The following is a 25,682-nucleotide window of genomic DNA, read 5'->3' on the forward strand; positions in this document are numbered from 1 at the left end:
TCCCCTCCCCGTTACCATAATTTCGTCTCGCTTACCCGTTTGCTGATGCTATTGGAAAGGATAAGCAGGGTAAAAGCAATAACGGCGTTAAATAATCCGACTGCCGTCGTGTAGCTGTAGCTCGCTTCCAAAATCCCTTTGCGATACACGAAGGTAGAGATGACATCAGCCGTATCGTAGGTCAGCGGATTGTACATGAGCAGGATTTTCTCGCTGCCGACGGACATCATCGAGCCCATTTTCAAAATCAGCAAAATAATAACCGTTGGCATAATTCCCGGAATGGTAATATGAACCATTTGCTTCCACCGACCGGCCCCGTCCACTCGTGCCGCTTCGTACAATGTAGGGTCGATCGTGGACAGCGCAGCCAAATAAATGATGGAGCCCCACCCGACCTGCTGCCATATGCCGGAGGATACATAAAGGAAACGAAACCATTCCGGCTCGGACAAATACGATTTGGCCGCGAAGCCAAGCATAGACAGCAGCTGGTTCACAAGCCCGTCCCGGGCCAGAAAATCGACCAGCATTCCGACTACGACGACAACCGAAATAAAATGCGGTAAATAGGTGATCGTCTGGACAATCCTCTTGAAATACTGCCGGCGCAATTCATTAAACAACAAAGCGAGGATGATCGGTGCAGGGAAGCCGAAAATCAGCTCATACACATTGATTAACAACGTGTTACGGATTAACCTCCAAAAATAATAGCTATTAAAAAATTCAACGAAATGATTGAATCCAACCCAAGGGCTGCTCCAGATCCCGTCGCCGGGACTATAATCCTTAAACGCGATCTGCAGGCCGTACATGGGACCGTAATCGAAGATCAGATAATAGGCGATAACCGGCAAAACCATCAGGTACAAGAGCTTATTTCTCTTTAGATCCCGGCCCATGGTAATCCAGACGCTCTGCCGCGCGGGCTTCGTCCTTGCTCCAACGGCCGTTTTCATCGTATCCATAATATGTCCCTCCCTCGCTTCGACAAAGACAGGGAGATGATCGGATCATCTCCCTGATGCATACGGAGCTCTCTACTTAGACCCGTATTATCTTTTGTTATACCTTTCCAAAGCGGCTTGTTGGATTTTGATCGCATCCTGGATACCCATGCCTTCAATCGTTTTCACGTACTTGTCAAAATTGTCCAAAGGCTCCGCTCCCATAATGAACTTATTGAACATCTCGTCCTTGAAGGTGTTCACATCGTTCATAATCGAAGCGAATTTGCTGCTCTCATCCGAAGTAGGCGTCACCTGCGGGAGCTTTCTTTCATTGGTCGGCTCCGACCAAATTTTGATCGAATCCTTTTGCTCCGGCATGCTGGCGTACTGCTCCATATACCGCTTATCTTGTACGAAGGGACCGTTGAAGTTGGCGCGTACATGACGTGCCATCGCATAAGCCACCGACGTGTCCTTGGGATTCAATACCTCATCCGTATACACAGGGTTCCCGTTGACCATCTTGTAGGAAACGCCTTCCACCCCGAAATTAAACAGCATCTTCCCTTCCTCACTATAGGCAAAATCGAGCCATTTGACCGTCGCCTCCGGGTTTTTATTGGAGGTCGAGATGGCGGCGGCAAGCCCGCCGGAGAAGTTGTAGGTCTTCGCGCTCCAGAGCTTCTTATCTCCCTTGTTAACCACTGGGAACGGAGCCGCGACCAGCTTGAAGCCGGCAATTTTATCCTTGACGAGCGTGGTGTAGTTGCCGATCCCCGAGCCTGTGCTCATCACGGTGGCGAACAGCTGATTTCCCGTTATCTTCGCGTCTTTGAGCTTGCTGTCGGTGACGGCGAAATCCGGATCCAGCAGCCCTTCCTTATACCATTTATTCATCGTAGTCAGAAACTGCTTATATTCCGGCTGGATCGGCCCATAGCTTACCTTTCCATTGACATGGTAGAAGTCGTAGTTCACACCAAATGTACCTAAAAACGCAACCGAACCACCCATATCGTTCTTGCTGATCAGCAGCGGAATTTCATCCGGCTTCCCGTTGCCGTTCAGGTCGCTTTTCTTGATCGCAGTCAGTGTGGTGTACCATTCATCAATGGTCTCCGGCATCTTCAGATTCAGCTTATCCAGCCAGTCTTTGCGAAGAGCGATGCCGTTGCTGACAAGCAAGTAATCGTCTCCCCGCAGGAACGGAAACCCGTAGATGCTGCCTTCATCCGTCACGACTTGCTTTTTCCACTCCGGATTGGCGTCCAGAACCTTCTTCAAATTCGGCGCGTGTTTGTCTATAAGCTCATTCAGCTTAATTATCTTTTTATCCTTAATCGCTTTTTCCGGACCGCCGGGGTACCCCGTCCAGCCGTATTCAATAACATCAGGCAGGTTTTTTCCCGTAATCATCAAGTTAAATTGATCCTTCTCCTGTCCTACCGGGGGATGCTGGAATTCCACTTTTGTTCCGGTTCGTTTCTCCAGCTCCTTATACACCGTCATATCGCCAAAGCTTTTTAAAGTAGCCGCCACATTGCTTGCGAGCCCCACCCAATACGTAAGCGTTTGCAATTTAGGCGGCTCTTGAGCAGCCGGCTTTCCGTCCGGCTGTTTTGCCGGGGCCGGGCTGTTGCATCCTGCAACAACGGCGACGGACATCAGTACCGAGACTCCTGCGGTCGCCCATTTTTTCCGGTTGCGATGATTCATATCCCATTCCTCCCTTAAAGTTAGGTTCAGCTTGCGAAGCGGCTGCTATCCAATCGGGGCCAAGATATGGCTGATCTCTCAGGTGCAAGATATGATACGATAGTTATTTTTCATTGTACTAATATTTCACGTTATGGAAATCATTAAGTTTACTGATTGATAAGCAGGGGTTAAGATTGGCGGCTATCCGATGTTAAGATCAGCTATCCGATATTAAGGCGGGGTTCCGAAGAAGCCTTGTAGTATCTACCTTATTGGCCGGCCGGTCACGTTATGAGCGTCTCGTTCGGACTAAATTGCAATTCCGGTCGGAGGCGGGAGCTTGCTCTTCTTTGATCATCGTAATTGTGCAAATAGGCAGCTTTTCCCCATGATTCCGGTCAAAAGAATGATGATTTCTGCGAATGTACAACATTCCAAAACCTTTTGTCTCGTATCGGCCATAGTGCTCCTCAAAAGATGCCTATTCTCACAAATCTCGTTCTGGACTTCGCTTCGGATCGTGGATTTCTGCACTATAGCAGCATTGCATCCCTTGCCCATTACATCCAACAGACAATACCAATCCAATCGTATAGAAAAAACCCGGCCAGAGGCCAGGTCCGTTAGATTCCTTATTTCGGCAACGCATTTACTTCAAAAGCTTTCTCTCCACCATGGCGGCATGCTCTAGCACCGTCTCCACCGGCGTATCCCATTGGTACTCGAGGATGGAACGATACGGATGTCGAAGCCCCCGCAGGGCGCTCCAGATGGGCTCCCACTCCATAGCTCCTTCCCCAACCGGCTGATGCAGATCATCCACACCGTCATTATCGTGGAGATGTACGGCGCTGAGCCGCGTACCGAGCGTCCTGATCAGCTCCACCGTATCCCAGCCGTTAATGAACGAATGCCCTACATCCACTAGAGCGGATACGGCAGGAATCTCTTCGAACAGGCGGACAAATTCCTCTTGGTCGAATAAAGCCGTCTCGCGGAACCCGACATTCTCCACCGCCAGATCAATGCCCAGCTTCTGCGCCTCGTCCCCAAGACGCTTGAGATTATCGATCGCTCTTAGCTGCGACGCCTTCCGCAGAAACAGCGGCGTAGAGTACAAGCTCGGATGAATCACCATCTGCTCGGCTCCAATATGGGCCGACCAAGCCAAGCATTCCTTGTACACCTCATACGAATATTCGGCCACCATAGGGAACCGGGCGGAGGCAAGATTCAGCTCCCAGATCGGGGAATGCACGCTCAGCGGACCGGGATGATTCCGAAACCTCCGAAACTCCGCATTCCAATTCACCGGCTCAAGCCAATTCGGCCCGTCCATGGAAATCTCCAGTCCCCCGGACCAGCGGTCCAGCAGCTCCTTGCAGTCGTCGACACGGTGCATATACGGCAGCAAATTGATGAACACATTCACGTTCATAGGGTAGACCTTCTTTCATCTATAGGTTGGGGTGAGACTACTCTTTCAAGGAGCCGAGCATGGCACCCTTAACGAAGTATTTCTGAAGGAAAGGGTACACGATAAGAATCGGCAGCGTAGTAAAAAGAATCGCGGCAGCCTTAATGGTTTCCGGACTGCTAAAGATCCCCGAGTCGACGGCAATGGAATCCAAGCCGGAATCGGTGGCGCTGCTGGCGACCATGTTCTTGAGCTTCAGCTGCAGCGGAAACAAATCCTTGGAACGGATATAGATAAGCGCCCCAAAATAGGCGTTCCACGTTCCCACGGAATGAAACAGCGCAATGGTGGCCAGCACCGGGGCTGACAAAGGCAGCACCAAGCGTGCATAGACGCCGAACTCTCCGCTCCCGTCAATTTTCATAGCCTCCACCAGCTCGTTGGAAATGCCTTGGAAGAACGTCTTCATAATGAACACATTGTAAGCCCCGAGCGCTCCCGGGATAATTAGCGCCCACAGCGTGTTGATCATGCCAAGGGACTTTACGACCAGATAGCTAGGAATGAGCGGTACGGGAAAAATAAAGGTAAACAGGATGAGTCTGGTAATCAGCTTTCTCCCCGGCATCATCGGACGAGTCAATGCATAAGCCAAGGTCGATGTGAAGATAAGGCAAAGCAGCGTGCCCATCAATGTGATATAGACGCTCACTCCCATCGCTTTCCACATGTCCTTCATCCCGAACAACGACTCATACACATTGAACTGAATGCCCTTCGGCCACAAGACAACCATTTTGTTATTGGCATAGAGCGGACTGCTGAGCGAGACGGCCGCCAAGTGGATCATAGGGGCAATCATGGTGAAACACAGCACGGTGAAAAAAACGCCGTTCACCCACTGGAACGCCCGTTCCGATCGCGGCATGATGTTCATGGTTTACATCCTCCTAATAAATGCTCTCACCTGTCGTTCGGCGGCTCAGTTTATTCAATCCGACGACGAGGATGACCCCTACCAGCGCCTTGAAAATACCGATCGCCGTCGTATAGCTGTACTGACCGCCCATGAGTCCCACCCGATATACGTAAGTGTCGAACACTTCGCCGACCTCCCGGACAAGCGGATTCAAGAAGAACAGCACCTGCTCGACATTGGCATCCAGCAAGTGGCCGATGCGAAGCAGCAGAAGAACGATAATCGCCGGAAGCAGGGAAGGCAGCGTAATGTGCCAGGCTTGGCGAAACCGGGAAGCCCCGTCGACCATGGCCGCCTCGTACAGATTCGGATTAATCCCAGTGATGGCGGCCAAGTAGATGATCATGGACCAGCCGACCTCCTTCCAGATGCCCAAGCTGATGACCATGCCAAGAAAATACTTGGGCTCGGTCAGGAAGGAAACGGTTTCTCCGCCAAGGTAATGGATAAGCTGGTTAACCAGTCCGTCCTTGGACAGCAGCTCAGTGAAGATTCCCCCGACAATGACCCAGGAGAGAAAATGCGGTAAATAAAGCAGCGTCTGGGTCGTCCTTTTGAACAAGCTGACCCGAATCTCATTCAGCAGAAGGGCCAGGAGCAACGGGGCCGGGAACCCGAACAAAATGGAATAAAGACCGAATTTCAACGAGTTCTTAAGCACTAGCATGAACTCGGCATAGTCAAACATAAATTGAAAATGCTTCAGGCCGACCCACTCGCTGTGCAAAATGCCTGCAAATAAATTGTACTCTTGAAAGGCAATAATATTGCCCCCAAGCGGGATATATTTAAAGATGAGGAAGTGGGCCAGACCCGGCAAGGCGATCAAGAAAAGCACCCACGAATCGATTTTTATAGATTTTCCGAACAAGGACTTTCACTCCTTTCCAGCGAAGACAAAGGGACCCTCAGCAAACCGTGCTCCGGAGAGGGTCCCTATGAAGTTCGTTATTTCTTGTTGAAGGTGTTATGCCATTCGGTCGCTTCCTTGATCGCCGCGTCCCCGCCGCGTTTCTTCCACTCCGCAACGAAGGCGTCAAAGCCTTTGTCCAAATCCTCCTTGCCCACAACCAGCTTGACGAAGGCATCATAGAAGAGGCTGCCCGCGACAAAGCCTACATTCAGCTCCGGACGACCGTCCAGCGCCTTGAGTGCCGGCATATAGACGGCATCGTTCTTCATGATCGTCGTTTTGGAATCTTCATATCCCTTCAGGATGACATCACTGTTTGGCAGCACCTTAAGCGCCATCGGGTTATTCAGGCCATTCTCCCGAACGTTGATGGAAAGCTGGAAAAATTCCTTCTCGTTGAGCTCGCCGGCATTGTTCGGACTTTTCGGGTCAAATTTGACTTGTCCGCCCTCTTCCGTGTAGTTGTGGTCCTTGATGCCGTAGGCGAAAAATTTGTCCGCATCCGGGCTGCTCCAAGCCCATTCCAGGAATTTGACAATCTCCTCCGGATTCTTGACACTTGCCGGAATCACCCAAACGAAGTACACCTGATCCGTGCCGATCTGCAGGAAGTTCTCACCCCGCGGTCCCTTCGGAGGAACGGCCATGGTAATCGCCGCTTTCGGCTGGTTTGGATACTGCTGCGTCGAGACGGCAGCGTATTGATAGGTAGCTGCGCCCCAAGCCGCAACCAGGCCCTTCGAAATGTCCGTTCCCCGGTCACCCTGCTTCTTGGTAATAAAATCCTTCTCAATGTAACCGTTGTCATAGAGCTTCTTGTAGAAAGCGATCGCTTCCTTCATCTGCGGCTGAATGATATCCGGTTCCATCATCCCGTTACGCAGATGCCAGGTCCCCGGTCTGACGCCGAAGGAGCCGGTGAACACATCGTTCCAGGACATGCCGTCGGTTAACGAAAGCGCCCATTCGTTATTCGGATCCCCATCGCCGTTGACATCCTGCACCTTCACCGCTTCGGCGAATTTCAGGAAATCGTCCAGTGTCTTTGGAACCTCCATCTTCAGCTGGTCGAGCATGTCCTGACGATAGAAGATGACCCGGTCGGCGGCGGCTCCGGTCAATACCGGTATGCCGTAGATTTTCCCGTTTCGGCTTACCTTCGGACTGTTCCATGCCACCTCGGGAATTTTCTTCTTGAGGCTCGGAGCATACTTATCGATCAATGGCCCCAGCTCATGGAATACGCCTCGATCCACGGCTCCCTTGTGTACCTCCCAATCGATGCCTCCGGTCCGCACCAGATCGGCTAGCTCTCCCGACGCGAAGCGAAGCGCCAGCTGCTGCCGGAAATCGATGTCGTGTCCAAGGAATTCGTAATTCACGTTGTAGCCGGACAGCCTGCTAAGCTCCTTGAAGTATTTGTCCTTCTTCTCATCCGGTCCCTTCGAGGCGAAGCCCGAATTGTTGTGGGACAGCAGCACCTTGATGTTCTTGCTGGCGGCCGCCTTCGTTCCCGAATCGCCGCTTCCCGGCGCCGTTCCGCCCGACTCTCCTCCACAGGCAGCCAGCATCGTTCCCGCCAGCACAATGCTGGCCGTCGACGCGATGAAAGCTTTTTTCGATTTGAATGCCATCTCGCGATCCCCTCCGAATGTTCATCCTGATCCATTGGCCTTTCCAATATCCATTATAGGATGGGCTTCCGAAGGTCACTATGGAATTATCAACGAAAACTTGTATAAAGCTTATATCGAATCAGGTATCTCGATCCTTTCATATTTCCGGTAGTCCGAGGGGGAGAAGCCGGTATATTTCTTGAAGGTTTTGGAGAAGTACGCGTAATCCTCGTAACCGACCGCTTCCCCCGCTTCATACACCTTGATGAACGGATTTTGAAGGAACGCCTTGGCCTTTTCCATTCGAACTTGGGTTACATACTGGTTGAACGAAACGCCCGTTTCCTTCTTGAACATATTACCGAAGTAATTGGGGGAAAGCTCAAAGTGAGCCGCAGCGTCCTTGAGGCTGAGATCCGCCTTCTTATAGTGCTCCTCGATATACTCCTTCGCGCTTTTAACCATCCGATTGTAGCTCCACCAGTTGCGGCTGAGCCGGATGTGCTCGATCAATCCCTGCAAACAAGCATGTATGTAATCGTACAGTTGTTCGGTGGTGGCTAAGCTTCCATTTTCAGGGAGCTGCGCCTTCGGAAGAGGCAAGCCGTTCTGGCTAACCTCCTGAAGAGTCCCGTTCAGTACAATCAAATAGTACGTCAGCTGCTCCAGCTGCTCCGGCTTCACCGGCACGGGGCCAGGCTTCAGCGTGCTGCGGATTCGCTCCAGCTCTTCGGCCAGCTCGCCTTCGTTCATGTGCCATATCGATTTGGCCGCGCGCTCGGCATGAACCTTCCAGGACCAAAGCCAATCCTTGGATAGGTCTTGCTTGCTTGTTCGGGACTGAAGCTTTCCGTGGATCTTCGTAAGCACGGATAAGAAGTAGGAAGGGTCGATCGGCTTCAATAGATAATCCGCTACCCCGAAGCGCAGGGCGCTCTGGGCATATTCGAAGTCTCCGTAGCCGGAAACCACCACATATTCACTTGTCAGCTGCCTGTCGGTCAAGCTGCGAATGAGCTCAAGGCCGGACAAACCCGGCATCCTGACATCCGTTACGATCAAATCCGGTTTCAGCTCAAGCGACCTTTGCAGCGCCTGCTCCCCATCCTTCGCCTCCTCAATGACAACGAAGTTCTCGGCGTCGCGTTCGATGATCGTTCTTAACGTCAAACGAACCATTCTTTCGTCATCCGCAATCAGCACTTTGAACATCCTGAAGGACTCCTTTCCGGTATGGAAGCTTTACTTGGATCCGCGTACCATTTTCATTCGAATCGCATATCCGAAGACCATAGGGCTCTCCAAAGGCAAGACGCAAACGGCTATGTACATTCCATAATCCGATCCCATGGAAAGGGCTCATACTCGCACGAACCAGCTTCACCTCCGTCATCGATTCGAAGGCCTGATTATATTTCCGGTGAAGCTCCGGCGGCATCCCCCTTCCCTTGTCGTCAATATACAGCGAATAACAGGCCTCTTCAGCACTGCCGATAATTGATATGCTTCCAGGCGTAAGCCCGTGCTTTTCGTAGGCATGCTGAAATGCATTCTCTATAAGCGGCTGAAGGGTTAGGCGGAACAAATAAACCTGATCCAGCATCTCCTCGTCCACATTCATAATAAAGCTGAAGCCCTCGAAGCGCTGCTCCTGGATGCGGATATAGCTCATGATATGGTCGAGCTCTTTGCGCAGACTTACGACCTGCTCCGGGTTCCCGACACTGTAACGAAACAGGTTCGAGAGATGCACCGTCATTTGACTGATCGGCTTGATATTGAACACCACCGCATGGGCATTGATGATTTCTAACGTGTTATATAGAAAATGGGGATTGATCCGGGACTGCATCGCGGAGACCAGCGATTCCCTATGCTTCAGCTCGAGCTCCTTCTCGCTCATCCGGGTTCTGTGAATTTCTCCAAGCAGCTTCTTAATCTCTCTGAACATTCGGTAGAAGACGGCGAAGCCTAGAATGAGAATCCCGGCACCGATAAAGAGAGTAAGCACCTGAAGGCGTAGCAAGCCGCCAAGCAGCTCCGTTTGGGAGGTTTCGGATATAATGCGGAACCCGGTTTGATCGGAAATTTGGTAGACCATCAACCGCTTGCCGCCAGTTCCCTCCAGCTCGAACCTCCCCTTGTCCCCGTTCATCCGATCGGACCATGAGGAAGGAAGGAAAGCTCCGACTCTCTCCTTGTCCGTATGAAAGAAGATTTGGCCCGATTCGTTCGCTACGACCATAGAGCCGTTCTTCCCATAGGGCTTCAGATCGGAGATTTTGAGCAGCTGCTTTAAGGATAGAGACATGATGATGGCTCCAAGTGGCTCGTAGGTTTCATTATCTATAATTTTTCTATATACCGTAATGACAGAGACGCCGGCCCTCTCCTCGATCCCCAAGATTTTGAAGGATTCTTGAAATAGAGGCATAATGGCCGTCGAATAATCGCCGAAGCTTGCTCCTTTTTGGGAGAGGAGGGAGAAGCCGTACATGTCTTTTCGCATGTTGGGGAGAAGCTCGTTCGAGATCCGTCCTTTAAGGCGGTACATTTCGTAGGTGTTATACGGATCCGCTTTAATAAATTCCTGAATCAGCGGATGACCGGGAAGCGCCATGGAATCGGCTTTGATTCCTGCGAAGTACTCGTCCAGCTGGGCATGAACCCTGCCGATCAGCTGCTCGTTATAATAAATGCCGCTATTTTCGATAGTTTCGGCCGACTTCGCATACCATAGCAGGCTGAACAACAAAAACGGGAGACAGAACAGGACAACAAAGTACAGAAGCATTTTCCTTTTGATAGATAAAGGCTGACCCCATCTCTTCATGGTACGCTCCTCTCCTACAGCGCAGCGGCGGTCGTCTGACGATGCTTCACCGATTCGTTTATGCTTATTTATGTTCATTTCCGTGCAGCCATTCTCTTCAAGATTATGCCAAGGGAAAGCGCATTGTCAACAGATAATCTTCGTATTCCAAACCTTTACGGTATCTTCATATAGACGATTTATTATCGTAGATATTTACATAAAAACGTTGGTTTTTCCAACGACGAAACCTAGTCAACGAATTACAGTGAAGGTAGACCCCCTGCATCTACAGGCATATGTATTCGAGCAAAATTGCGCAATCCATAAAGGAGGTATTCCGCCTGTGACAACCGATTTTCCATCAGAACAACCGGATTCCATGAAGGGAGAGCGAATGATAAGTCGAAGGAAGCTGCTGGCTTCCTTAGGTATGGCCGGCGCCGCCGCTCTGGTAACCGCATATGGTACAAGCGCAACTGCGCAGTCGGTAACGGAGGCCACTTATGGCAAGCCGGAGCTGCTGCCGCGCGAGCTGATGAACTTAAGCTATGTGGTATCGACGACGATTGCCGAGCTTCGAAGCCATGCCCAAATTCAAAATAACCTTGTATATTACGTTACCGATCGCGGGCAGGAAGGCATTTTCTTCTATGACCCGTCTGACGTCAGCTCCGAGGACAATACCGGAACGATATTGGTGAACGCTTCCGGGGCAAGGTTCAAGCGGGTTGTGGAGAATTATACGGTGAACGCCAAATGGTACGGCGCGAAGGGGGATGCTTCCGCAGATGATACCGCAGCCATCCAGAACGCGTTAAGCGAAGCGCTCCGATGGCCGAGTGTGAAGGTCATCGTGCCGGCAGGGACCTACCGCACGACGAAGGAGCTGTATTTGTTTAAAAACACACATCTGGTGATGAACGAGCAAACGACGATTCTTCGTAGCCACGACGGCAACGTGTTCCGTAACTATAGGACAACGGACGTGTTCTACCAATACGAGGGCAACGGCAACATTACCATCGAGGGTGGCGTGGTCGATTGCAACGGGGTGAAATTCACCCGGGTTTGCAACGGAATGGCCCTCGCTCACGCTGAGCATATCACGCTGCGTAAAGTGACCATCAAGGATACCCAGAGCGGCCATGGCATCGAATTGACGGGTGTTCGGCATGTGCTTTTCGATCAATGCCGCTTCGTAGGGTTTCTGTTTACCACCCAGAACTATTCCGAAGCCATTCAGCTGGAGCCCGCCTTGAAGGCAGGCTTCGTCGGGCAGGCCGCTGATCATACGCCTACCCATCATGTGACCGTACAGCATTGCTATTTCGGTCCGAGCGGTACACCGGGAACGGTCCCTTGGCCATGCGGTGTCGGGGCGCATGGGGCTTATCCCGGAGCGTATTTCGACCATATTATTGTTCGCGACAATGTTATGGAGAACTCTACTTATTGGGCGATCCGTCCCTTTAAGTGGCGCAATTCCGTCATTGCCGGCAATCATATGAAGAGGGTGAACGGCGGCATCTTCATCTCCACCCCGTCCGCAACCTCAGCTTCCTCGAAGGATGATCAAGGAGTCGTCCATCCGGTGCAGCCTGCAAGCACGATCATCGTGGAGCACAATATCATAGATACCGGGACGAATAACGGGATTTACGTCGAGGGCTTTGCTGAAGGAAGCGGGGAAAAGGTTATTATTGCTAATAATATTATTAAGCAAATGGACGGACAGGGGATCAGCCTTCGCAGCAATCACTGCGTGATTACCGGCAATATCCTGGAGGGAGTCAAGAAAAACGGCATCTATATGACGGATTGCACGAACATCGTCGTTGCCGACAACCTCATCCGCGACGTTAACTTCCATGGTGTGCACATCAACAATTCTAAAAGCATTGCGGTAACCAATAATGCGGTTACGAATGCCGGTCAGAACGGGGAAGGGACGTATGACGGAATCGCTCTTACGGGTACGTCAAGAGAAACGCGAGTCGTTGGAAACACTGTAAGAACGGAGCAAGGACGGAAGCGGCTTCGCTATGGCTTGAATGCCGCCTCCTCCGTTACCTCGCTGACCCGTCTGCAGAATGACCTTCGCTGCGGTGCCGTAAACGGCAACTTGCTGGACGCATCCGCTGCTCCGAATACGTCCTTTGAAGACTTATCCTAGACGGACTTGATGATCTTTGCCGGGTTTCCGCCTACAACTACGTTATCAGGAACATCCTTCGTTACGATAGCACCGGAGGCAATGACCACATTGTTTCCAATCGTCACTCCCGGATTGATGACGGCTCTGCCTCCAATCCAGACGTTATGACCTATAGTGACTGGAATACCGTATTCCGCTCCGGTGATTCGTTCCGGGGCATGGATCGGGTGGGTTGCGGTATAAATATGAACTCCAGGGGCTATGAAACAGTTATCCCCTATCCGGATTTCGCATACGTCCAAGAAAACGCAATCGAAGTTCGCGAAAAAATTATCGCCTACATGAATGTTATAGCCGTAGTCGCATCGAAAAGTCGGTTCCACATATAGGCTTTTTCCAGTGGAGCCGAATAGCTCCTTTAAGAGCCCGATTCTTTCCTTATCATCGGTTTCAACAGTTTGATTGAACAATCTGGTCAGCCTTCGGGCATGCTGTCTCTCTTTCACTAATTCAGGATCTCCGGCAAAATAAAGCTCGCCGCTGAGCATTTTCTGTTTTTCGGTTTTCATTTTTTTCGCTCCTTTCGAGCTGTTCTGCGTTTTTTAAGTATAGAAATCATATTGTGGGATAAAGCTGGTACTAATCCACTTAGGCTAGGAGCAGCTCATCCCATGCTAGCATTAGGAATCACTATAGCGGTAATGATCATTATCATCCTAGGTATGCCCAAACGCTTGACCCTTGCGGAGTATTATATCACTTCCCTGTTTGCCTTCCTATTGAATGCTACTGCCGACTTCTACTTAAATTTGCAGCATGACTATTACGGTTATTTTAGGGAAGGAGTCGATATCGAGGGGTATCTTATTGTTTATGTTATTGGACCTTGCATTAATATACTCTATCTTAATTTCTTTCCGCGAACGCGTAGTATAGGTATCCAGGTGCTTTATCTACTGGCGTGGTGCCTAATCTCCATTGCATACGAAGTATATGTAGCGCTCCCGAACGGAATGATCTATTACAATGAATGGAAGTGGTGGTATTCCGCGCTCGCTTATCCCTTTCTGTTTCTCCTCCTTGCAGCGCATTGGAGCTGGGTTCGAACGAAGCTGCTTAAGCTGCTGAAGTCGCAAGAATAATAAGGGCTGTCCTTTCCGTCTTGGAAGGAACAGCCCTCTTTTTACTTGCCCTTAATTATCGATAAAATCGGCTACCAGCCTTCTGCATTCACCGCCGTCGGTAGTAAAGACCTCGTATATTTTGACGTGCAGCGGTGAGGTAAACTGCTCAGACGTCCCGTTGAAGGTGAAGTTATTCTCCCCATTCACGAGCCGGTTCGCTCCGGTCAGAGGCTTCGTGGCAATCGCCATGACTCTTCCGTTCTGATCCGATAGCTCGAATTGAAGGGAAGGGAAGCTGGCATCGACCTGTACGTTCGGCATCCGTTCCAGTTCCAGGAAGAACTTGGCTTTATAGGAATATAAAAGTGCGGTAGCGCTGAATTGGAACGATACGTCCCAGCTCTCCACCTTCGCTTTGAACGGATATACGCTGAACTGTGCCTCCGTGTCCTGCGGCTGCACTGCAACCCCATAGCTTGCGATGGTCGTGCTGTAAGGAGCTGCCGATGTCGCGTCAAGCACCTGAAGAGCCAGTCCCTCTCCCGTCTCGGTCACAGGCAATCGATAGGCGTAGCTGAGCGTGATGCTCGAATGAGGCACGAGTGACTTCGTGGCCAGAATCTGCCGCTGCCCGTTGTACTGCTCGCCTGTGCCGCTAAGCAGCCGTGTTTGGAAGATCGGAATTTCCAGCGGCTGATCGCTTTCGTTGGTCAGCTGGAACTTCGCCGTAGCCAATTTATTGCCCTCATCCTCGTTGTCTGTCAAATGCAGCTCCTGCAGCGACACCTTCATATCCGGATGAATCAACGTGCTGAGCGGATCGAAGCTCATGGCCGTCCCCGGCTCGTACACCGGATAAGCAGGTGCGGCTGTTGCCGGTGCCGGGAGGGAAATGTTAAGGCGCCCTACCTGATAGGAAACAGGACCTGCAGCCCCCGTAAATTGTTCGGTTGTAAGCACATTTAAGCTGCGAAGCACCGTGTCCGGATCGACAGGGATCGCATAATGAATGTACTTGCTCTCGCCGGCATTTAATACCAGAGGAGCTTGTTCCACACGTTTCCCTGGATATACCTTCAAGTCCGATTTCCCATCGATTTGGAAATCCGTTACCGTTTCGCTCAGCGACGATGGGTTATGAGCCTCCAGCTGCAGCATATACGCCGTCCCTTGCGCGGTGGATTCCTTGCGGAGCTCCACCGGCGTGTATTGGATCGGCGATACGGCAGAAGGAATGACGAACGTTTCCGCCCACTGCCGCAGCATGGCAGGGTCCGTCATAACCATGTCACTGCCGGTCCATGGTTGTGCAGTAATCGGCGTGGTTGCAGCAAGTGTCTCCTGCTTCGGATACACGTAATAATCGACTTCCGTCCAATTGAGCTCCTTCAGCTGTACCGTGTCCGTACGGTCCAGAACCGTCATGTAGCTGAGCTCCGCATTCGTCAGCGGCTGAATCGCCTTAGGATTCGAAACGCTAGGCTGCAGCGTGTAAATTACGCCGTCGGTTGTTACGACACGCAGCTCATACTCGGGCACCCGCTTCATGGTTGTCGTATTGTTTTTCATTTTCACCACAACACCGATTCGCGTGCCTTCGGCTACCTTCTCATTCAGCAGGCTTTTCACTTCTACATTCAAATCGGAAATGAGGGGATACGCCTGCGCGGCGGGCTGTTGTATCGCCGATGGCGACGATACAGCCGCTTCCTCTGCAAAAGCTTGACTCCCATAGCCAAGTATGGAAACAGACAGGACAACGGTTGCCAGTGAAACAGTCCATGTTTTATTCAAAGGTTTCTCCTCCTGATGTCGTTCCGTGATTATTGCGAAACCTGTACTTTTTCTTTATCCTTCAATTGATGCTGTCCCGAGATGACAAGCTGCTCGCCTTCGGACACCCCGCTCCGCACCTCTTGGAACGTTTCGTTCAGTCTGCCAAGCTCCACCTTACGCTTCTCCACCATATCTCCCGCAAGGACGAATACGAAGGTATCACCACCTTCGCGCACGACACTAAGCGTCGGCACGGTTGGAACGAGCTGATCCTGCTCCTCTGTAAGCAGCACCTGTACCTTCATCCCGGGCTTCAGCTTCCGGTCTGTATTAGGGACCTCCAGCTCAAGCGAATAGGATTTGGTTTGAGTGCTCATCACATCGGCTAGGTAGCTGACGTTACCTTTCGTCCGCTCCGTGGAGCCGGGAACGTAAAACTCAAGCTGCTGCTTGCCTCTGGCAAGCTTGGCGGCCTCTTCCGTAAGCTCCGCCTTAATCTTAATTGGGTCAAGCTGCTGAATTTGTGCCGCGCGGAAGCCCGGGGAAAGCGTCATGCCCACCTCTACCGGGAGCTCCGTGATGACTCCGTTCACCGAAGCCTTCACCTCCAAATTCTCCAAGGTGCGATTGGCTTCACGGATGGACACCTCCGCTGTCTGCAGCCCTTGCTCCAGCTGGGCGAGCGAATTGGTAGATTCAAGCGTCTCCAGCTTCTGCTTGCTGCTATCCAAATCCAGCTTCAGGTTGTTCAGCTGCGTTTCCATCTGCTCCACTTGAAATTTCGTGACTAAGCCCATGTCATAGTCATTGCGGAGCTTGTTGTAATTTTTCTCAGTCTCGCGGATGGTCGATTCCAGCTTGGCGATGCCGTTCCGCAGATCCTGTTTGCTGTTAGCTAGATCCTCTTGCGCTTTGGCAAGCTGCTGACGGGTGCCGTTCATGCCGATCTTGGCTTTCTCGATCCCTAGCAGCACGTCCGTCGGGTCGAGCTTCAGAATGACCTCGCCCTTCTGAACCATGTCCCCCCGCTGCTTCAACACCTGAATTACGTCTCCCCCAGTTTTAATTGGTACATCCAGCTGGACGGAGGAGACAACGTCAGCTACCTGCTCGAGGGGTTCGCTGATTTTTTTCTTCTCAATCGGGGCTACCTTCACCTGCTTGAGCTGGGACGTTTGACTTTGCGCGGCAGGCTCTTGCGGCTTGGTGCAGCCGGCCAGCAAAGCAGCTGTGAGAACAAGAGAGCCGACGATCTTTGCGCTTTTGTATAACGTATTGTGATTATTGGGATTCATGGATGCTTCTCCTTTTGCTTAGTGGACTGCGGTTACGGACTGGGCGGATGCGGCATCGTTCATTTTGTTCTTCTTTTTGAATAAACGGGATACTCTTTGGTTCATCCTATCAATAATCTCATATACGACCGGAACGACTACCAGGGTCAGCACCGTCGATGTGGTCAAGCCGCCGATCACAACAACAGCAAGCCCTTTGGAAATGATGGTACCCTCCGAGAAGCCTAAGCCCAGCGGTAACAAGGAAAGCACAGTAGCTCCCGCCGTCATGATGATCGGACGCAGCCTCGTCAGGCCTGCCTTCACCAACGCGTCCCGGGCGTTAAAGCCTTCTTCCCGCAGCTGCTGCACACGGTCGATCAGTACGATAGCGTTCGTTACCACGACGCCAATCAGCATCAAGAAACCGATCAGGGACGTAATGTTAATGGATTCCCCGGAAACGAACAGACCCAGGAAACCTCCGATGGCGGCAAGCGGCAGCGAGAATAGAATGACAAAAGGCGCACTGGCGTTCCCGAAGGCGATAACCATAACAAGGTAAACAATACAGATCGCTGCAACCATGGCCACAGCCATTTGTCCGAAGCTTTCCTGGATGTCTTCGTTGACCCCTTGGACCTCGGTACGAACACCGGAAGGAAGCTCGACCTGCTTGAGTGCTTCGGTAATGCGAGTGCTTACGCCGCCCTTATCCTTACTGTCGATCTTGGCCGATATTTTTACATATTGCTCTTGCGATTCTCTCGTAATGGACGCCGGAGCATCCACTTGACGCAGCTTGGCGATTTCATCAAGACGAATCGTCGCTCCTGTCGGAGTCTTCAATTGAATACTGCCAAGCTTATCCATGGAGTTTTTAAATTCGTCTTGTATCATAATCTGCGTGGTAAAGGTGACATTATCGAACTTCAAGTCCCCGATATTGGTCTTAGCCAGCCAGATCCGGACAGCTTCCGTCACTTGTGCGGAGGAAAGTCCGTACAGCCTTGCTTTATTTTGATCGACGCTGACGACTACCTGCATCTTTTTCTCGCTTAAGCTGTCTTCGATTTCTTTAAGCTCCGGGAACTCCTGCATTTTATTCTTGACGGCTTCAGCCCCGGCAATCAGCTGGTTCTGATCCTCACCCTTCAGCAGGTAGGCAAAATCCTCTCCGGTGCCTCCCATGTTGCCTTGAAGCAGCGAGCCCTCGACCTCGGAGCCTTTGGGAACCATACCAAGCAGAATTTCTTTATACTCTTTGGCCGTATCTTCCGCATCAAGCCCTTTGGCAACGGAAGCCATGATGCTTGCCCGATAAGGAACCCGTTCTCCGCTGGTATCCTGCATATCGTAGCCTACCATCGCCTCATAATAATCAAAGACAGGTGTACCGGTAGAGCTCTTCGCATCAGCCATCAGGCTCTCGATTTCTTTCATCTTCAAATCCATGGATTCGAAAGAAGTCTCCCGCGGCAGCTTGAAGGTAAACTGTACTTGTCGGTTCGATTCGCTTTCCGGCATAAAGGCCGCAGGGAGGAACGGTACCGTCCCGCCGACCCCAATGACAAACACAAGTACGGATACCAGAATGGTCTTCTTCGGATTGTTCAAGGACCAAACAAGCACTTGCTTATATTTACCCGCCATCTTGCCCACTTGCTCTTCGTCGTGATGCTGGATCTTATCGCTGTGAAGTACAAGCAGCTTCGCCAGCATCGGGATCACGGTAAGTGCAACGATCAAGGAAGACATCAGTGCAACCACGAGCGTAATGGCGAACGGACGGAAAATGTCTCCGAGAATTCCGCCGACAAAAGCAATTGGCAAAAATACTCCGGCGGTAGTAATGGTAGATGAAGTAATCGCGGAAGCCACGCGGGCCGTAGCCAGCTTGATGACCGAATCTTCACGCTCCTTCGCCTGCTGAAGCTCGCTATAAATATTCTCAATGACGACGATCGAATCGTCGACGACACGTCCGACCGCGATGGTCAACCCGCCTAAGGTCATAATGTTCAAGGTGATATCGAGAGACGCCATGACGCATAAGGTAATGAGAATGGATAATGGAATGGAAACCAGAACGATCAAGGTCATACGCACATTGCGTAAGAACAGCAAGATCATTATGGAAGCCAGGAGGGCCCCCAGCATGCCTTCCTTCAACATTCCGTTAATGGATTTCTTCACTTCGTCGGCAGCATTATAAACCTTCGTGAATTGAAGATTCGGGAATTCTTGTTCCCAGCCGGCGAATAAACCGTCCACATTATCGGAGAATTGAACCGTATTGGCGTCCTTGCTCTTGAACAGGGTAATCCCGATTGCGGGCTGCCCGTTCAAACGGGTAATGAACTTTGAATCCGATACGGCCTCGATCGTGGAAATGTCCTTAAGCAGCACTGTCGCCCCTTGGGCTGTGGTCAGCTTCATATTCTCCAGACCGTAAATCGTCGTTAAGTCACTTTCCACACGGACCGATTGGGAGGTTCCGTTCAGCTCCACCGTTCCGGCGGGCGACGTCATGATGGCCGTTTGAATGCCTTGTTGTACTTGCTGCGGCGTTAAGCCATAGTTATTCATGGCATTGATGTTCAGCTTTAGCTTCAAGGTAGCTTCGTATTGACCCACGGAATCCACGTGATCGATTCCATCCATGGCGCTGAGCGTAGGCTCCATGACATCCTTATAGATGCGGTTGAGCTCCTCTTGATTCATTCCTTCCTTCCCGTGCACCGCGGCGAAATAAACCGGGAAATCGGCCGAGCCGAACTTGGAAACCTTCGGTTCACTGGCTCCGACGGGCAGCTTGATGTCCTTAATCGCCGCTTCAATATCCCGTTTGGCATCATCCGGACTGCGACCGTTAACCAGCTCCACCGTAATCGCCGAAAAATTATCGTTGGACGTAGAGCTGAGCTGCTTCATCCCCTCGATTCCGACAATCCGCTTCTCCAGTACCTTCGTGACGTTCTCCATGACATCCTTCGGCGGTGCCGGGTACATGGTGCTTACAAAAACAATCGGAAGCGAAATGTCCGGCATGCTTTCCTGCTTCAAGGTAGTAGCGGAGTAGCCGCCAGCCATAAACAGCAAAGCGCTGATAATAATGATGGCCGCAACATTTTTTAATGAAAAATCGGTCATTTTGTTCATTTGCATACTCCTTCTTCAAAATACGCTCTTTGGTTCGTGCTCAGTTTCCTGACCGACTGGTCATATCATTTATTAATATAAAGTCATATCACATGAAAATCAATAGAAAAACTGCTGGTCTATCTTAGTTAATATACCCAAACTGACCAGTCAGTCACATCATTGACACGTTTTCAGATAGAATATACAATGACACTACACGGCATGACGGAGCCTTCCCCATAGGAAGAATACATGAACGAGGGAAGTGGATTATGAACGACAAGAAAATGCAAATACTTAAAGCCGCTGTCCGTTTGTTCGGGGAACGCGATTATCATACAACCTCCGTTCAGGACATCGTGAGTCTCGTCGGTGTTTCCAAGGGGGCGTTTTATCAGCACTATTCCTCCAAGGAAGAGCTGCTCATCTCCATTTTTCAGTATTATATGGATTCGATTCGGAACCGCTTGCAGGAGACGGAGGACGACGCTGGATTGTCCGCGAGGGATAAGCTATTGAAATCCATTGAGCTTCAAATTTCGCTGGTGGTGGAGGACGAGGATTTTCTTTCTCTTCATATGAAGGGAACGGCATTCTTAGTTCAAGGGGTGAAGGAGCTGCTTGTCGAGCAGTCCGTGTACACGATTCGCTGGGTAGAGAAGCATATCGCCGAGCTGTACGGGTCTGCCATCGAACCGCATGCCTACGATTGTGCCAACATGCTGAACGGGATGCTGAAGGAATACTTATTCCATTACATCTTGTATCAAGCGCCGCTAAATCCGCCCGAGCTGGCTTCCTATCTTCTGAACCGACTTGATGACATCGCAGAAGGGCTAATGCGCGAGCAGCCGAAACCGTTGGTCTCGGCCGGATTCATGTTACACCGAATCTTTGCAGCGGATTGTGCACAATCATCGCAGACGCATATTCGTACGGTGAAGGAGTGGTTTTGCTCCTTAGCGCTGCCGCCCGAATCGGCTAGTGCGATTCAACAAGCGTTGGAAGCCGTCATCGAAGAGACAGGCAAGGAGCTGCCGAACCCGGTTATTATTAGGGGGATGCATTCATATTTGGCTACGCTGACTAGGGAGCTTCCTGGTGCGGCTGCGAAGCTGGACGCTTTATTTGCTTGTATACAGAAGGAAGCATAACAACACTTGTAAATTCGTAATATTAATAAAAATATCAAAATTTGCAATGTTATAAACGTACCATTTTTCATAAGGTTATCAAGTTTGTTAAGTATCATAATCGTAATACAGTTATGAAGGCTGTTAAGATGAGACGGAGTGGATTCCTATGGATTTCGCCGCACTACATCCTTATGTGCAGTACGCAACTCGATATCCTTTCTCTAAAGGGCAACGAAGTATGGCAAGAATTTGCTACTCTTCCTCCCTCATCTTAATCAGCGAGGGCAAAGGGGTTGTGGCTGTACAGGATCGCCGTTACGAAGCGGCACCGGGATCGCTCCTCTACATTCCGGCCGGACAGCAGCATGATTTTATCGCGGATAAGATGGATCCTATGGTTCATGTCTGCTGTTATTTCGATTGGTCTCAGGTCGATCGGAGAGAGGTTTTCGAGCGTCCCAGCTTCATCTGTTATAACGAAGCTCCCGCTATGCCCTCCCTGATCGGTCCGGCTTTTCCATTTGCCATTCCGGAGTATACGATCGTCGACAAGCTTTGGGTTTGGATCGAGTATTTCGAGAAGTTCTACACGCCCAACGAGTACCCCAATGCCAGAACGTATATGCGAAGTCTGAAGGTGCAGAGCCATTTTCAAAAATTCATTGAGTTCTTTCTTACGTATGCGCTAAAAGAAGAGCACATTCCCGACCCGCGCATGAGCAAGCTGTTGGAGCAGCTGGACCAGGATTTGCTTCGCGGGAACGTGCTGCCGCTCGAGTCCTATTACCGGAAGCTTCGGATCAGCCGCGGGTACTTCTTCGAGCTGTTCAAGCGGGAAACCGGCATGTCGCCGATACAATACATCAACGGGTTTCGGGTGAACCGTGCGAAAGAGGACCTTCAGTTTTCCAGCCTCAGTATTACGGAAATAGCGGAGAAGCACCGATTTTCCTCCATTCATTATTTTTCCAAGCTGTTCCGGCAGCATACCGGAAAAACCCCCTCGGAATTCAGAGACGAATCAAAGTAAAAAACCGTCCGATCCCGGACGGTCCTTGTACATCTATTCGTGTTACACATATTAGAACACAAGTCCACCTCACACCCATTCTACCCATGGATGCCTTCGGAGTGCTCGGAAGCTGTTCCAAATGCATTCCAATCAGAAAACTTGATTTCTGCAAAAGAAGTCAATTTCATAATGATATTGACTTCAATCGTACAAAATGAGCTTTGGCAGCACAAATCTGCTTGCGACTTCTGCCCATTAAGATGATTTCATAACGTTACAAGGAGCATTACCGGCCCGATATTAGCGCCGGACGCCTGTAACGCGATTTTTTCATCTTACGGTGGCAGATGAACGCATATCGGGTACAGTAAGGTGATTTCATAACGTTACAGGGAGCATTACCGGGCCGTGTTAAGCGCCAGACGCATTGTAACGCGATTTTTTCATCTTACGGTGGCAGATGAACACATTTTGGGTTCAGTAAGGTGATTTCATAACGTTACAGTGGAGCATTACCGGGCCGTGTTAAGCGCCAGACGCCCTGTAACGCGATTTTGCAGCTAGAATAAAAAGTGGACACATCGTTAAGTGAAGTTAGATAATTAACTTAGCAAAGAACAAAGAGGTGTCCACCATGGGAGATCAACGGCAGCGTTACAATGAAGAATTTAAAAAGCAGACAGTCAAATACGTACAAGAACAGACCAAGACGGTGCCGGAAATCGCGGCGGAGCTGAACATTCCGGCAGGAACAATCCACAACTGGATGTCTCAGTACCGTTCATTTGAAAATGAGCCGCTAGCCAACCCGGAAAAGCTTCGTCAAATGAAAGAAGAATTGGCAGCAAAAGAACGCGAAGCCAAGAAAAAAGATCAGGAGATAGCCGATCTCCAGGAGGAGCTGGCCATTTTAAAAAAGGCTCTGCACATCTTCAGCAAAGAAAAGAACTAAGGTTCCAGTTCATTGAAGATCACCGCTCCGAATTTCGAATGGAGAAGATGTGCAAAGTGCTGCAGGTATCCAGGAGCGGGTTTTACAAGTGGCAAACGGCTTCAGCAAGTGAGCGAGAGAAACGGAAGACGATGGTGATGGAGCGGATTTCCTACCATTTTCACGACTCTCATGGAAGATATGGCAGCCCCAAGATCACCCGTTTACTATGGGCTGAACAGTTTAAGATTTCAGAGCGCACAGTCAGTCTCTACATGAAGGAGCTAGGGCTGCGTTCGTGCGTTTCTCGAAAATTTAAGGTACAGACAACCGACTCTAACCATGATCTGCCTATCGCTCCAAACATCCTGAATCAGGAATTTGATGTGAAGAAGCCAGAGAAGGTCTGGGTAGCAGACATTACCTACATCCCTTGCCGAGAGGGCCGATTGTACCTTGCAAGCATCTTAGACTTATGCACGCGTGAGATCGTCGGCTGGCGCCTTTACGATCGAATGACCACAGACTTAGTTGTAGACACGTTACAAGCCGCCTATGAGGCCAAGAAACCTCGGAAAGGGCTCATCCATCATTCAGACCGCGGTTCACAGTATGCCTCAGATGAATACCGTAAGAAGTTGAAGGCTTACTCAATGAAAGCCAGCATGAGCCGAAAAGGGAACTGCTATGACAACGCTTGTATCGAGTCATTTCACAGCATATTAAAGAAGGAGCTTATTTACCGCACCAAGTTTAAAACGAAGCAGCAAGCTTATGAAGCCATCTTTCAATATATTGAGTTTTTCTACAACCGTAAGCGAATCCACAGTGCAATCGGCTATGTATCGCCGGTTAAATTTGCTGCGCGTTTTAAGAAGGCTGCTTAAGGGTTCACTTAACGGAGTGTCTACTTTCTTGACAGAGGTCCATTTTTCATTTTACGCTGGCAGATTGAACACATTTTGGGTACAGTAAGGTGATTTCATAACGTTACAGGGAGCATTACCGGGCCGTGTTAAGCGCCAGCCCTGTAACGCCATCTATCTGCCACAGGTAACCAATTTCGAGCTGTACAATTAGTTCGAGATCGACAAAGGCCCGTTTTTTTGCGCCTTCGTGTTGCCCATGCCATTTGGTAACCTTAACTTCGAGAATGTGGGGAGGTACTCCTTTTTTGTATGCCGAAAAACCTTATTCCACAAGGGCTTTCTAATTATGAAATTGACTTCTATAGCAGCATTGCATCCCTTGCCTGGCATGTACGCTTACCTGTCAAAAGGTACTCGCTTTACTTGTATCGGAGCACCACCGCGAGGTACGACTGTAACGAACCAGAACGTCTATGGCCTCTTCCGTACGCAAATGACTGAGTGCCTCGGCCGCGTAAGCCCGAACATACCTGTCCCCGCTGGAAAGGGTCTGTTCAAGAGCCTGGACTACCTGCTTCGGATCGCCGTCCTTGCCGGTACGCAGCAAGGATAGCGCTGCTGTATAGCCGATTTTATTCTTGATATAGCTCTGTTGGCTCACGTACATCGAACCCGCTTGCGGCGCGTCGTCCGTTTCCTCTTGAAGCGAATTCAGCAGCGCTTCGGTTAACGCCGGCACAACCTGCTCAACCGGTTCCCGGATCATTCCTAAGGCTTCGACGGCGTTGCGGCGAACCCAGCTGCTCTCATCCTGCTGCCGCTCAATCAGCTGCTGCACTGACGAGGAGGCGCCTGGCCCCATCATGCCGAGCACAAACGCCGCAAGTCCCCGCCTTCTTTCATCCTGATGCGCAAGCAGCTCCTGAAGGGCCGGTACGGCTTCCGATCCGGCAGCTTGCAGTCCATAGGCGGCACGCTCCGCCGTCAGATGGGTCCCAGCCGATAAAAGAGCGGCAAGCTCCGCGATTCCTTCCTTTCCCATACGCCCTAGCGTATAGCTTGCATTCAAGGCGTCGGTTTCGGATGCGTCACTTACCAACTTGCCAAGCACTTGCGGACTTTGAACCGGTTGTTCCTTCTTCGCGGATTCCGGCACCGCCGCACGAAGCCACTCCCATACGTCCTGCCACAAATTCGGGTGTTGGGCCGGGAGTCCATCGGGCACGGGAAACTCAGGACTTTGGTGGTTCCAGCTTGCATATTCCGGCGCCCGCAGACGGGTGAACTGGAACTTTAACATATAGCGGTCTAGTTGGGAAACATTGAGCGAGGCCTTATGCCACAGGTCAAAATGCACCAAGACCATCGTCCCCGCCTTGCCGGTCGGGAGCAGCGTTTCTCCCTTGTCCCCCAGAAACTTCTCGTAGTATTGCGTCCCCGGCATGATTGCCGTCGGTCCCATCTCCTCCGTAATGTCCTGAGTATAGTAGAATATCATCGCCCACCACGGCCGATGGCTTCGCATAGAGGACCAGTACCCGTCCTTGTGCCATTGTCCGCCTCCCGGCGTTTGGCTCCCCGGGCGGTTGTAATGACAATGCCTATGGGGGTGCATGTAGTAGTCCGGGCCAAGAACGCTGGTAAGAGCCCCTTTCACGGTAGGCGTGTCGAAGAACTGCTGAATCTCCGGCACTCGCGGAAGGATGTTATTGCCCGGGTTTCCTTCTTCATGGAGGACGTAATAAATCTTATCCATGACTCGCCGGTGCAGCTGCTCCGGCAAATCGTTGGTGAGCACAAGATACCCTTTGGTGATAAAATGAATCATTTGTTCATCCGTCAACAAATACTTGGTGTCCAACATGCACTA

General features: G+C 50.8%; 19 protein-coding genes. 6 read left to right on the top strand and 13 right to left on the bottom strand.

The window, feature by feature from the left end:
* Nucleotides 1-11 precede the first annotated feature (11 nt).
* The 8 genes from QMO62_RS29625 to QMO62_RS29660 all read right to left on the bottom strand — a co-directional run bounded on the left by QMO62_RS29625 (nt 12) and on the right by QMO62_RS29660 (nt 10,409).
* The gene (locus QMO62_RS29625; RefSeq protein ID WP_372516747.1) at nt 12-971 is read right to left on the bottom strand and encodes an ABC transporter permease; all 960 of its coding nucleotides are present in this window, start codon (nt 969-971) and stop codon (nt 12-14) included.
* Between the two features lie 87 nt (nt 972-1,058).
* Nucleotides 1,059-2,669: an extracellular solute-binding protein gene (locus QMO62_RS29630; RefSeq protein WP_284646078.1), complete on the bottom strand. Its 1,611-nt coding sequence runs from the start codon at nt 2,667-2,669 to the stop codon at nt 1,059-1,061.
* 631 nt (nt 2,670-3,300) lie between these two features.
* Nucleotides 3,301-4,089: a sugar phosphate isomerase/epimerase family protein gene (locus tag QMO62_RS29635; protein ID WP_284646079.1), complete on the bottom strand. Its 789-nt coding sequence runs from the start codon at nt 4,087-4,089 to the stop codon at nt 3,301-3,303.
* Between the two features lie 37 nt (nt 4,090-4,126).
* Nucleotides 4,127-5,005 carry a carbohydrate ABC transporter permease gene (locus QMO62_RS29640; RefSeq protein WP_284646080.1) on the bottom strand — a complete coding sequence of 293 codons (879 nt, stop codon included), beginning with the start codon at nt 5,003-5,005 and terminating at the stop codon, nt 4,127-4,129.
* Nucleotides 5,006-5,018: 13 nt separating this feature from the next.
* Nucleotides 5,019-5,918 (bottom strand): ABC transporter permease, encoded by a 900-nt coding sequence (locus tag QMO62_RS29645; protein ID WP_284646081.1) that lies wholly within the window; start codon nt 5,916-5,918, stop codon nt 5,019-5,021.
* 77 nt (nt 5,919-5,995) lie between these two features.
* Nucleotides 5,996-7,594, bottom strand: a complete 1,599-nt coding sequence (locus QMO62_RS29650) for an extracellular solute-binding protein (protein WP_284646082.1) — start codon at nt 7,592-7,594, stop codon at nt 5,996-5,998.
* A gap of 111 nt (nt 7,595-7,705) precedes the next feature.
* Entirely contained in the window at nt 7,706-8,788 is a 1,083-nt protein-coding gene (locus tag QMO62_RS29655) for a response regulator transcription factor (protein WP_284646083.1), read from the bottom strand.
* The gene (locus QMO62_RS29660; protein WP_284646084.1) at nt 8,763-10,409 is read right to left on the bottom strand and encodes a sensor histidine kinase; all 1,647 of its coding nucleotides are present in this window, start codon (nt 10,407-10,409) and stop codon (nt 8,763-8,765) included. The genes QMO62_RS29655 and QMO62_RS29660 overlap by 26 nt, the downstream gene beginning before the upstream one ends.
* Before the next feature lie 325 nt (nt 10,410-10,734).
* Here QMO62_RS29660 and QMO62_RS29665 point away from each other — a divergent pair, with 325 nt between their 5' ends.
* On the top strand, nt 10,735-12,564 hold the full coding sequence (locus QMO62_RS29665; RefSeq protein ID WP_284646085.1) for a right-handed parallel beta-helix repeat-containing protein: 1,830 nt from the start codon (nt 10,735-10,737) through the stop codon (nt 12,562-12,564).
* On the opposite strand, the gene QMO62_RS29670 is transcribed toward QMO62_RS29665, so the two are convergent.
* Nucleotides 12,561-13,115: a sugar O-acetyltransferase gene (locus tag QMO62_RS29670; protein WP_284646086.1), complete on the bottom strand. Its 555-nt coding sequence runs from the start codon at nt 13,113-13,115 to the stop codon at nt 12,561-12,563. The genes QMO62_RS29665 and QMO62_RS29670 overlap by 4 nt on opposite strands.
* Before the next feature lie 102 nt (nt 13,116-13,217).
* On the opposite strand from QMO62_RS29670, the gene QMO62_RS29675 reads away from it, so the two are divergent.
* Nucleotides 13,218-13,688, top strand: a complete 471-nt coding sequence (locus QMO62_RS29675) for a CBO0543 family protein (RefSeq protein ID WP_284646087.1) — start codon at nt 13,218-13,220, stop codon at nt 13,686-13,688.
* 51 nt (nt 13,689-13,739) lie between these two features.
* Here the strand turns inward: QMO62_RS29675 and QMO62_RS29680 are convergent, their stop codons facing one another.
* From QMO62_RS29680 to QMO62_RS29690, 3 genes are read right to left on the bottom strand one after another with little or no spacing between them, the layout of a single operon-like run.
* Complete coding sequence (locus tag QMO62_RS29680; RefSeq protein ID WP_284646088.1) at nt 13,740-15,464, bottom strand: hypothetical protein; 1,725 nt, start codon at nt 15,462-15,464, stop codon at nt 13,740-13,742.
* A gap of 29 nt (nt 15,465-15,493) precedes the next feature.
* The gene (locus QMO62_RS29685) at nt 15,494-16,741 is read right to left on the bottom strand and encodes an efflux RND transporter periplasmic adaptor subunit (RefSeq protein WP_284646089.1); all 1,248 of its coding nucleotides are present in this window, start codon (nt 16,739-16,741) and stop codon (nt 15,494-15,496) included.
* An 18-nt stretch (nt 16,742-16,759) separates the two neighbouring features.
* Complete coding sequence (locus QMO62_RS29690) at nt 16,760-19,882, bottom strand: efflux RND transporter permease subunit (protein ID WP_284646090.1); 3,123 nt, start codon at nt 19,880-19,882, stop codon at nt 16,760-16,762.
* A 269-nt stretch (nt 19,883-20,151) separates the two neighbouring features.
* Between QMO62_RS29690 and QMO62_RS29695 the strand changes: the two genes are divergently transcribed.
* The 4 genes from QMO62_RS29695 (at nt 20,152) to QMO62_RS29710 (ending at nt 23,830) form a co-directional block, all read left to right on the top strand.
* Entirely contained in the window at nt 20,152-21,018 is an 867-nt protein-coding gene (locus QMO62_RS29695) for a TetR/AcrR family transcriptional regulator (RefSeq protein WP_284646091.1), read from the top strand.
* A 220-nt stretch (nt 21,019-21,238) separates the two neighbouring features.
* Nucleotides 21,239-22,030 (top strand): AraC family transcriptional regulator, encoded by a 792-nt coding sequence (locus tag QMO62_RS29700; protein WP_284646092.1) that lies wholly within the window; start codon nt 21,239-21,241, stop codon nt 22,028-22,030.
* 616 nt (nt 22,031-22,646) lie between these two features.
* On the top strand, nt 22,647-22,964 hold the full coding sequence (locus QMO62_RS29705; RefSeq protein WP_284641113.1) for a transposase: 318 nt from the start codon (nt 22,647-22,649) through the stop codon (nt 22,962-22,964).
* Nucleotides 22,965-22,975: 11 nt separating this feature from the next.
* On the top strand, nt 22,976-23,830 hold the full coding sequence (locus QMO62_RS29710; protein WP_284646732.1) for an IS3 family transposase: 855 nt from the start codon (nt 22,976-22,978) through the stop codon (nt 23,828-23,830).
* Nucleotides 23,831-24,215: 385 nt separating this feature from the next.
* Here the strand turns inward: QMO62_RS29710 and QMO62_RS29715 are convergent, their stop codons facing one another.
* Nucleotides 24,216-25,676 (bottom strand): HEAT repeat domain-containing protein, encoded by a 1,461-nt coding sequence (locus QMO62_RS29715; protein ID WP_284646093.1) that lies wholly within the window; start codon nt 25,674-25,676, stop codon nt 24,216-24,218.
* Between the last annotated feature and the right edge of the window lie 6 nt (nt 25,677-25,682).

It is taken from the genome of Paenibacillus silviterrae (assembly GCF_030167925.1).
GTDB classification, from domain to species: domain Bacteria; phylum Bacillota; class Bacilli; order Paenibacillales; family NBRC-103111; genus Paenibacillus_G; species Paenibacillus_G silviterrae.

What these genes read in the sequence shown, in the direction of transcription:
- QMO62_RS29635 (WP_284646079.1), bottom strand. Translation starts at nt 4,089, where the DNA reads ATGAACGTGAATGTGTTCATCAATTTGCTGCCGTATATGCACCGTGTC.
- QMO62_RS29655 (WP_284646083.1), bottom strand. Translation starts at nt 8,788, where the DNA reads ATGTTCAAAGTGCTGATTGCGGATGACGAAAGAATGGTTCGTTTGACG.
- QMO62_RS29685 (WP_284646089.1), bottom strand. Translation starts at nt 16,741, where the DNA reads ATGAATCCCAATAATCACAATACGTTATACAAAAGCGCAAAGATCGTC.
- QMO62_RS29670 (WP_284646086.1), bottom strand. Translation starts at nt 13,115, where the DNA reads ATGAAAACCGAAAAACAGAAAATGCTCAGCGGCGAGCTTTATTTTGCC.
- QMO62_RS29715 (WP_284646093.1), bottom strand. Translation starts at nt 25,676, where the DNA reads ATGTTGGACACCAAGTATTTGTTGACGGATGAACAAATGATTCATTTT.
- QMO62_RS29630 (WP_284646078.1), bottom strand. Translation starts at nt 2,669, where the DNA reads ATGAATCATCGCAACCGGAAAAAATGGGCGACCGCAGGAGTCTCGGTA.
- QMO62_RS29705 (WP_284641113.1), top strand. Translation starts at nt 22,647, where the DNA reads ATGGGAGATCAACGGCAGCGTTACAATGAAGAATTTAAAAAGCAGACA.
- QMO62_RS29675 (WP_284646087.1), top strand. Translation starts at nt 13,218, where the DNA reads ATGCTAGCATTAGGAATCACTATAGCGGTAATGATCATTATCATCCTA.
- QMO62_RS29695 (WP_284646091.1), top strand. Translation starts at nt 20,152, where the DNA reads ATGCAAATACTTAAAGCCGCTGTCCGTTTGTTCGGGGAACGCGATTAT.
- QMO62_RS29700 (WP_284646092.1), top strand. Translation starts at nt 21,239, where the DNA reads ATGGCAAGAATTTGCTACTCTTCCTCCCTCATCTTAATCAGCGAGGGC.
- QMO62_RS29625 (WP_372516747.1), bottom strand. Translation starts at nt 971, where the DNA reads ATGGATACGATGAAAACGGCCGTTGGAGCAAGGACGAAGCCCGCGCGG.
- QMO62_RS29650 (WP_284646082.1), bottom strand. Translation starts at nt 7,594, where the DNA reads ATGGCATTCAAATCGAAAAAAGCTTTCATCGCGTCGACGGCCAGCATT.
- QMO62_RS29690 (WP_284646090.1), bottom strand. Translation starts at nt 19,882, where the DNA reads ATGAACAAAATGACCGATTTTTCATTAAAAAATGTTGCGGCCATCATT.
- QMO62_RS29660 (WP_284646084.1), bottom strand. Translation starts at nt 10,409, where the DNA reads ATGAAGAGATGGGGTCAGCCTTTATCTATCAAAAGGAAAATGCTTCTG.
- QMO62_RS29640 (WP_284646080.1), bottom strand. Translation starts at nt 5,005, where the DNA reads ATGAACATCATGCCGCGATCGGAACGGGCGTTCCAGTGGGTGAACGGC.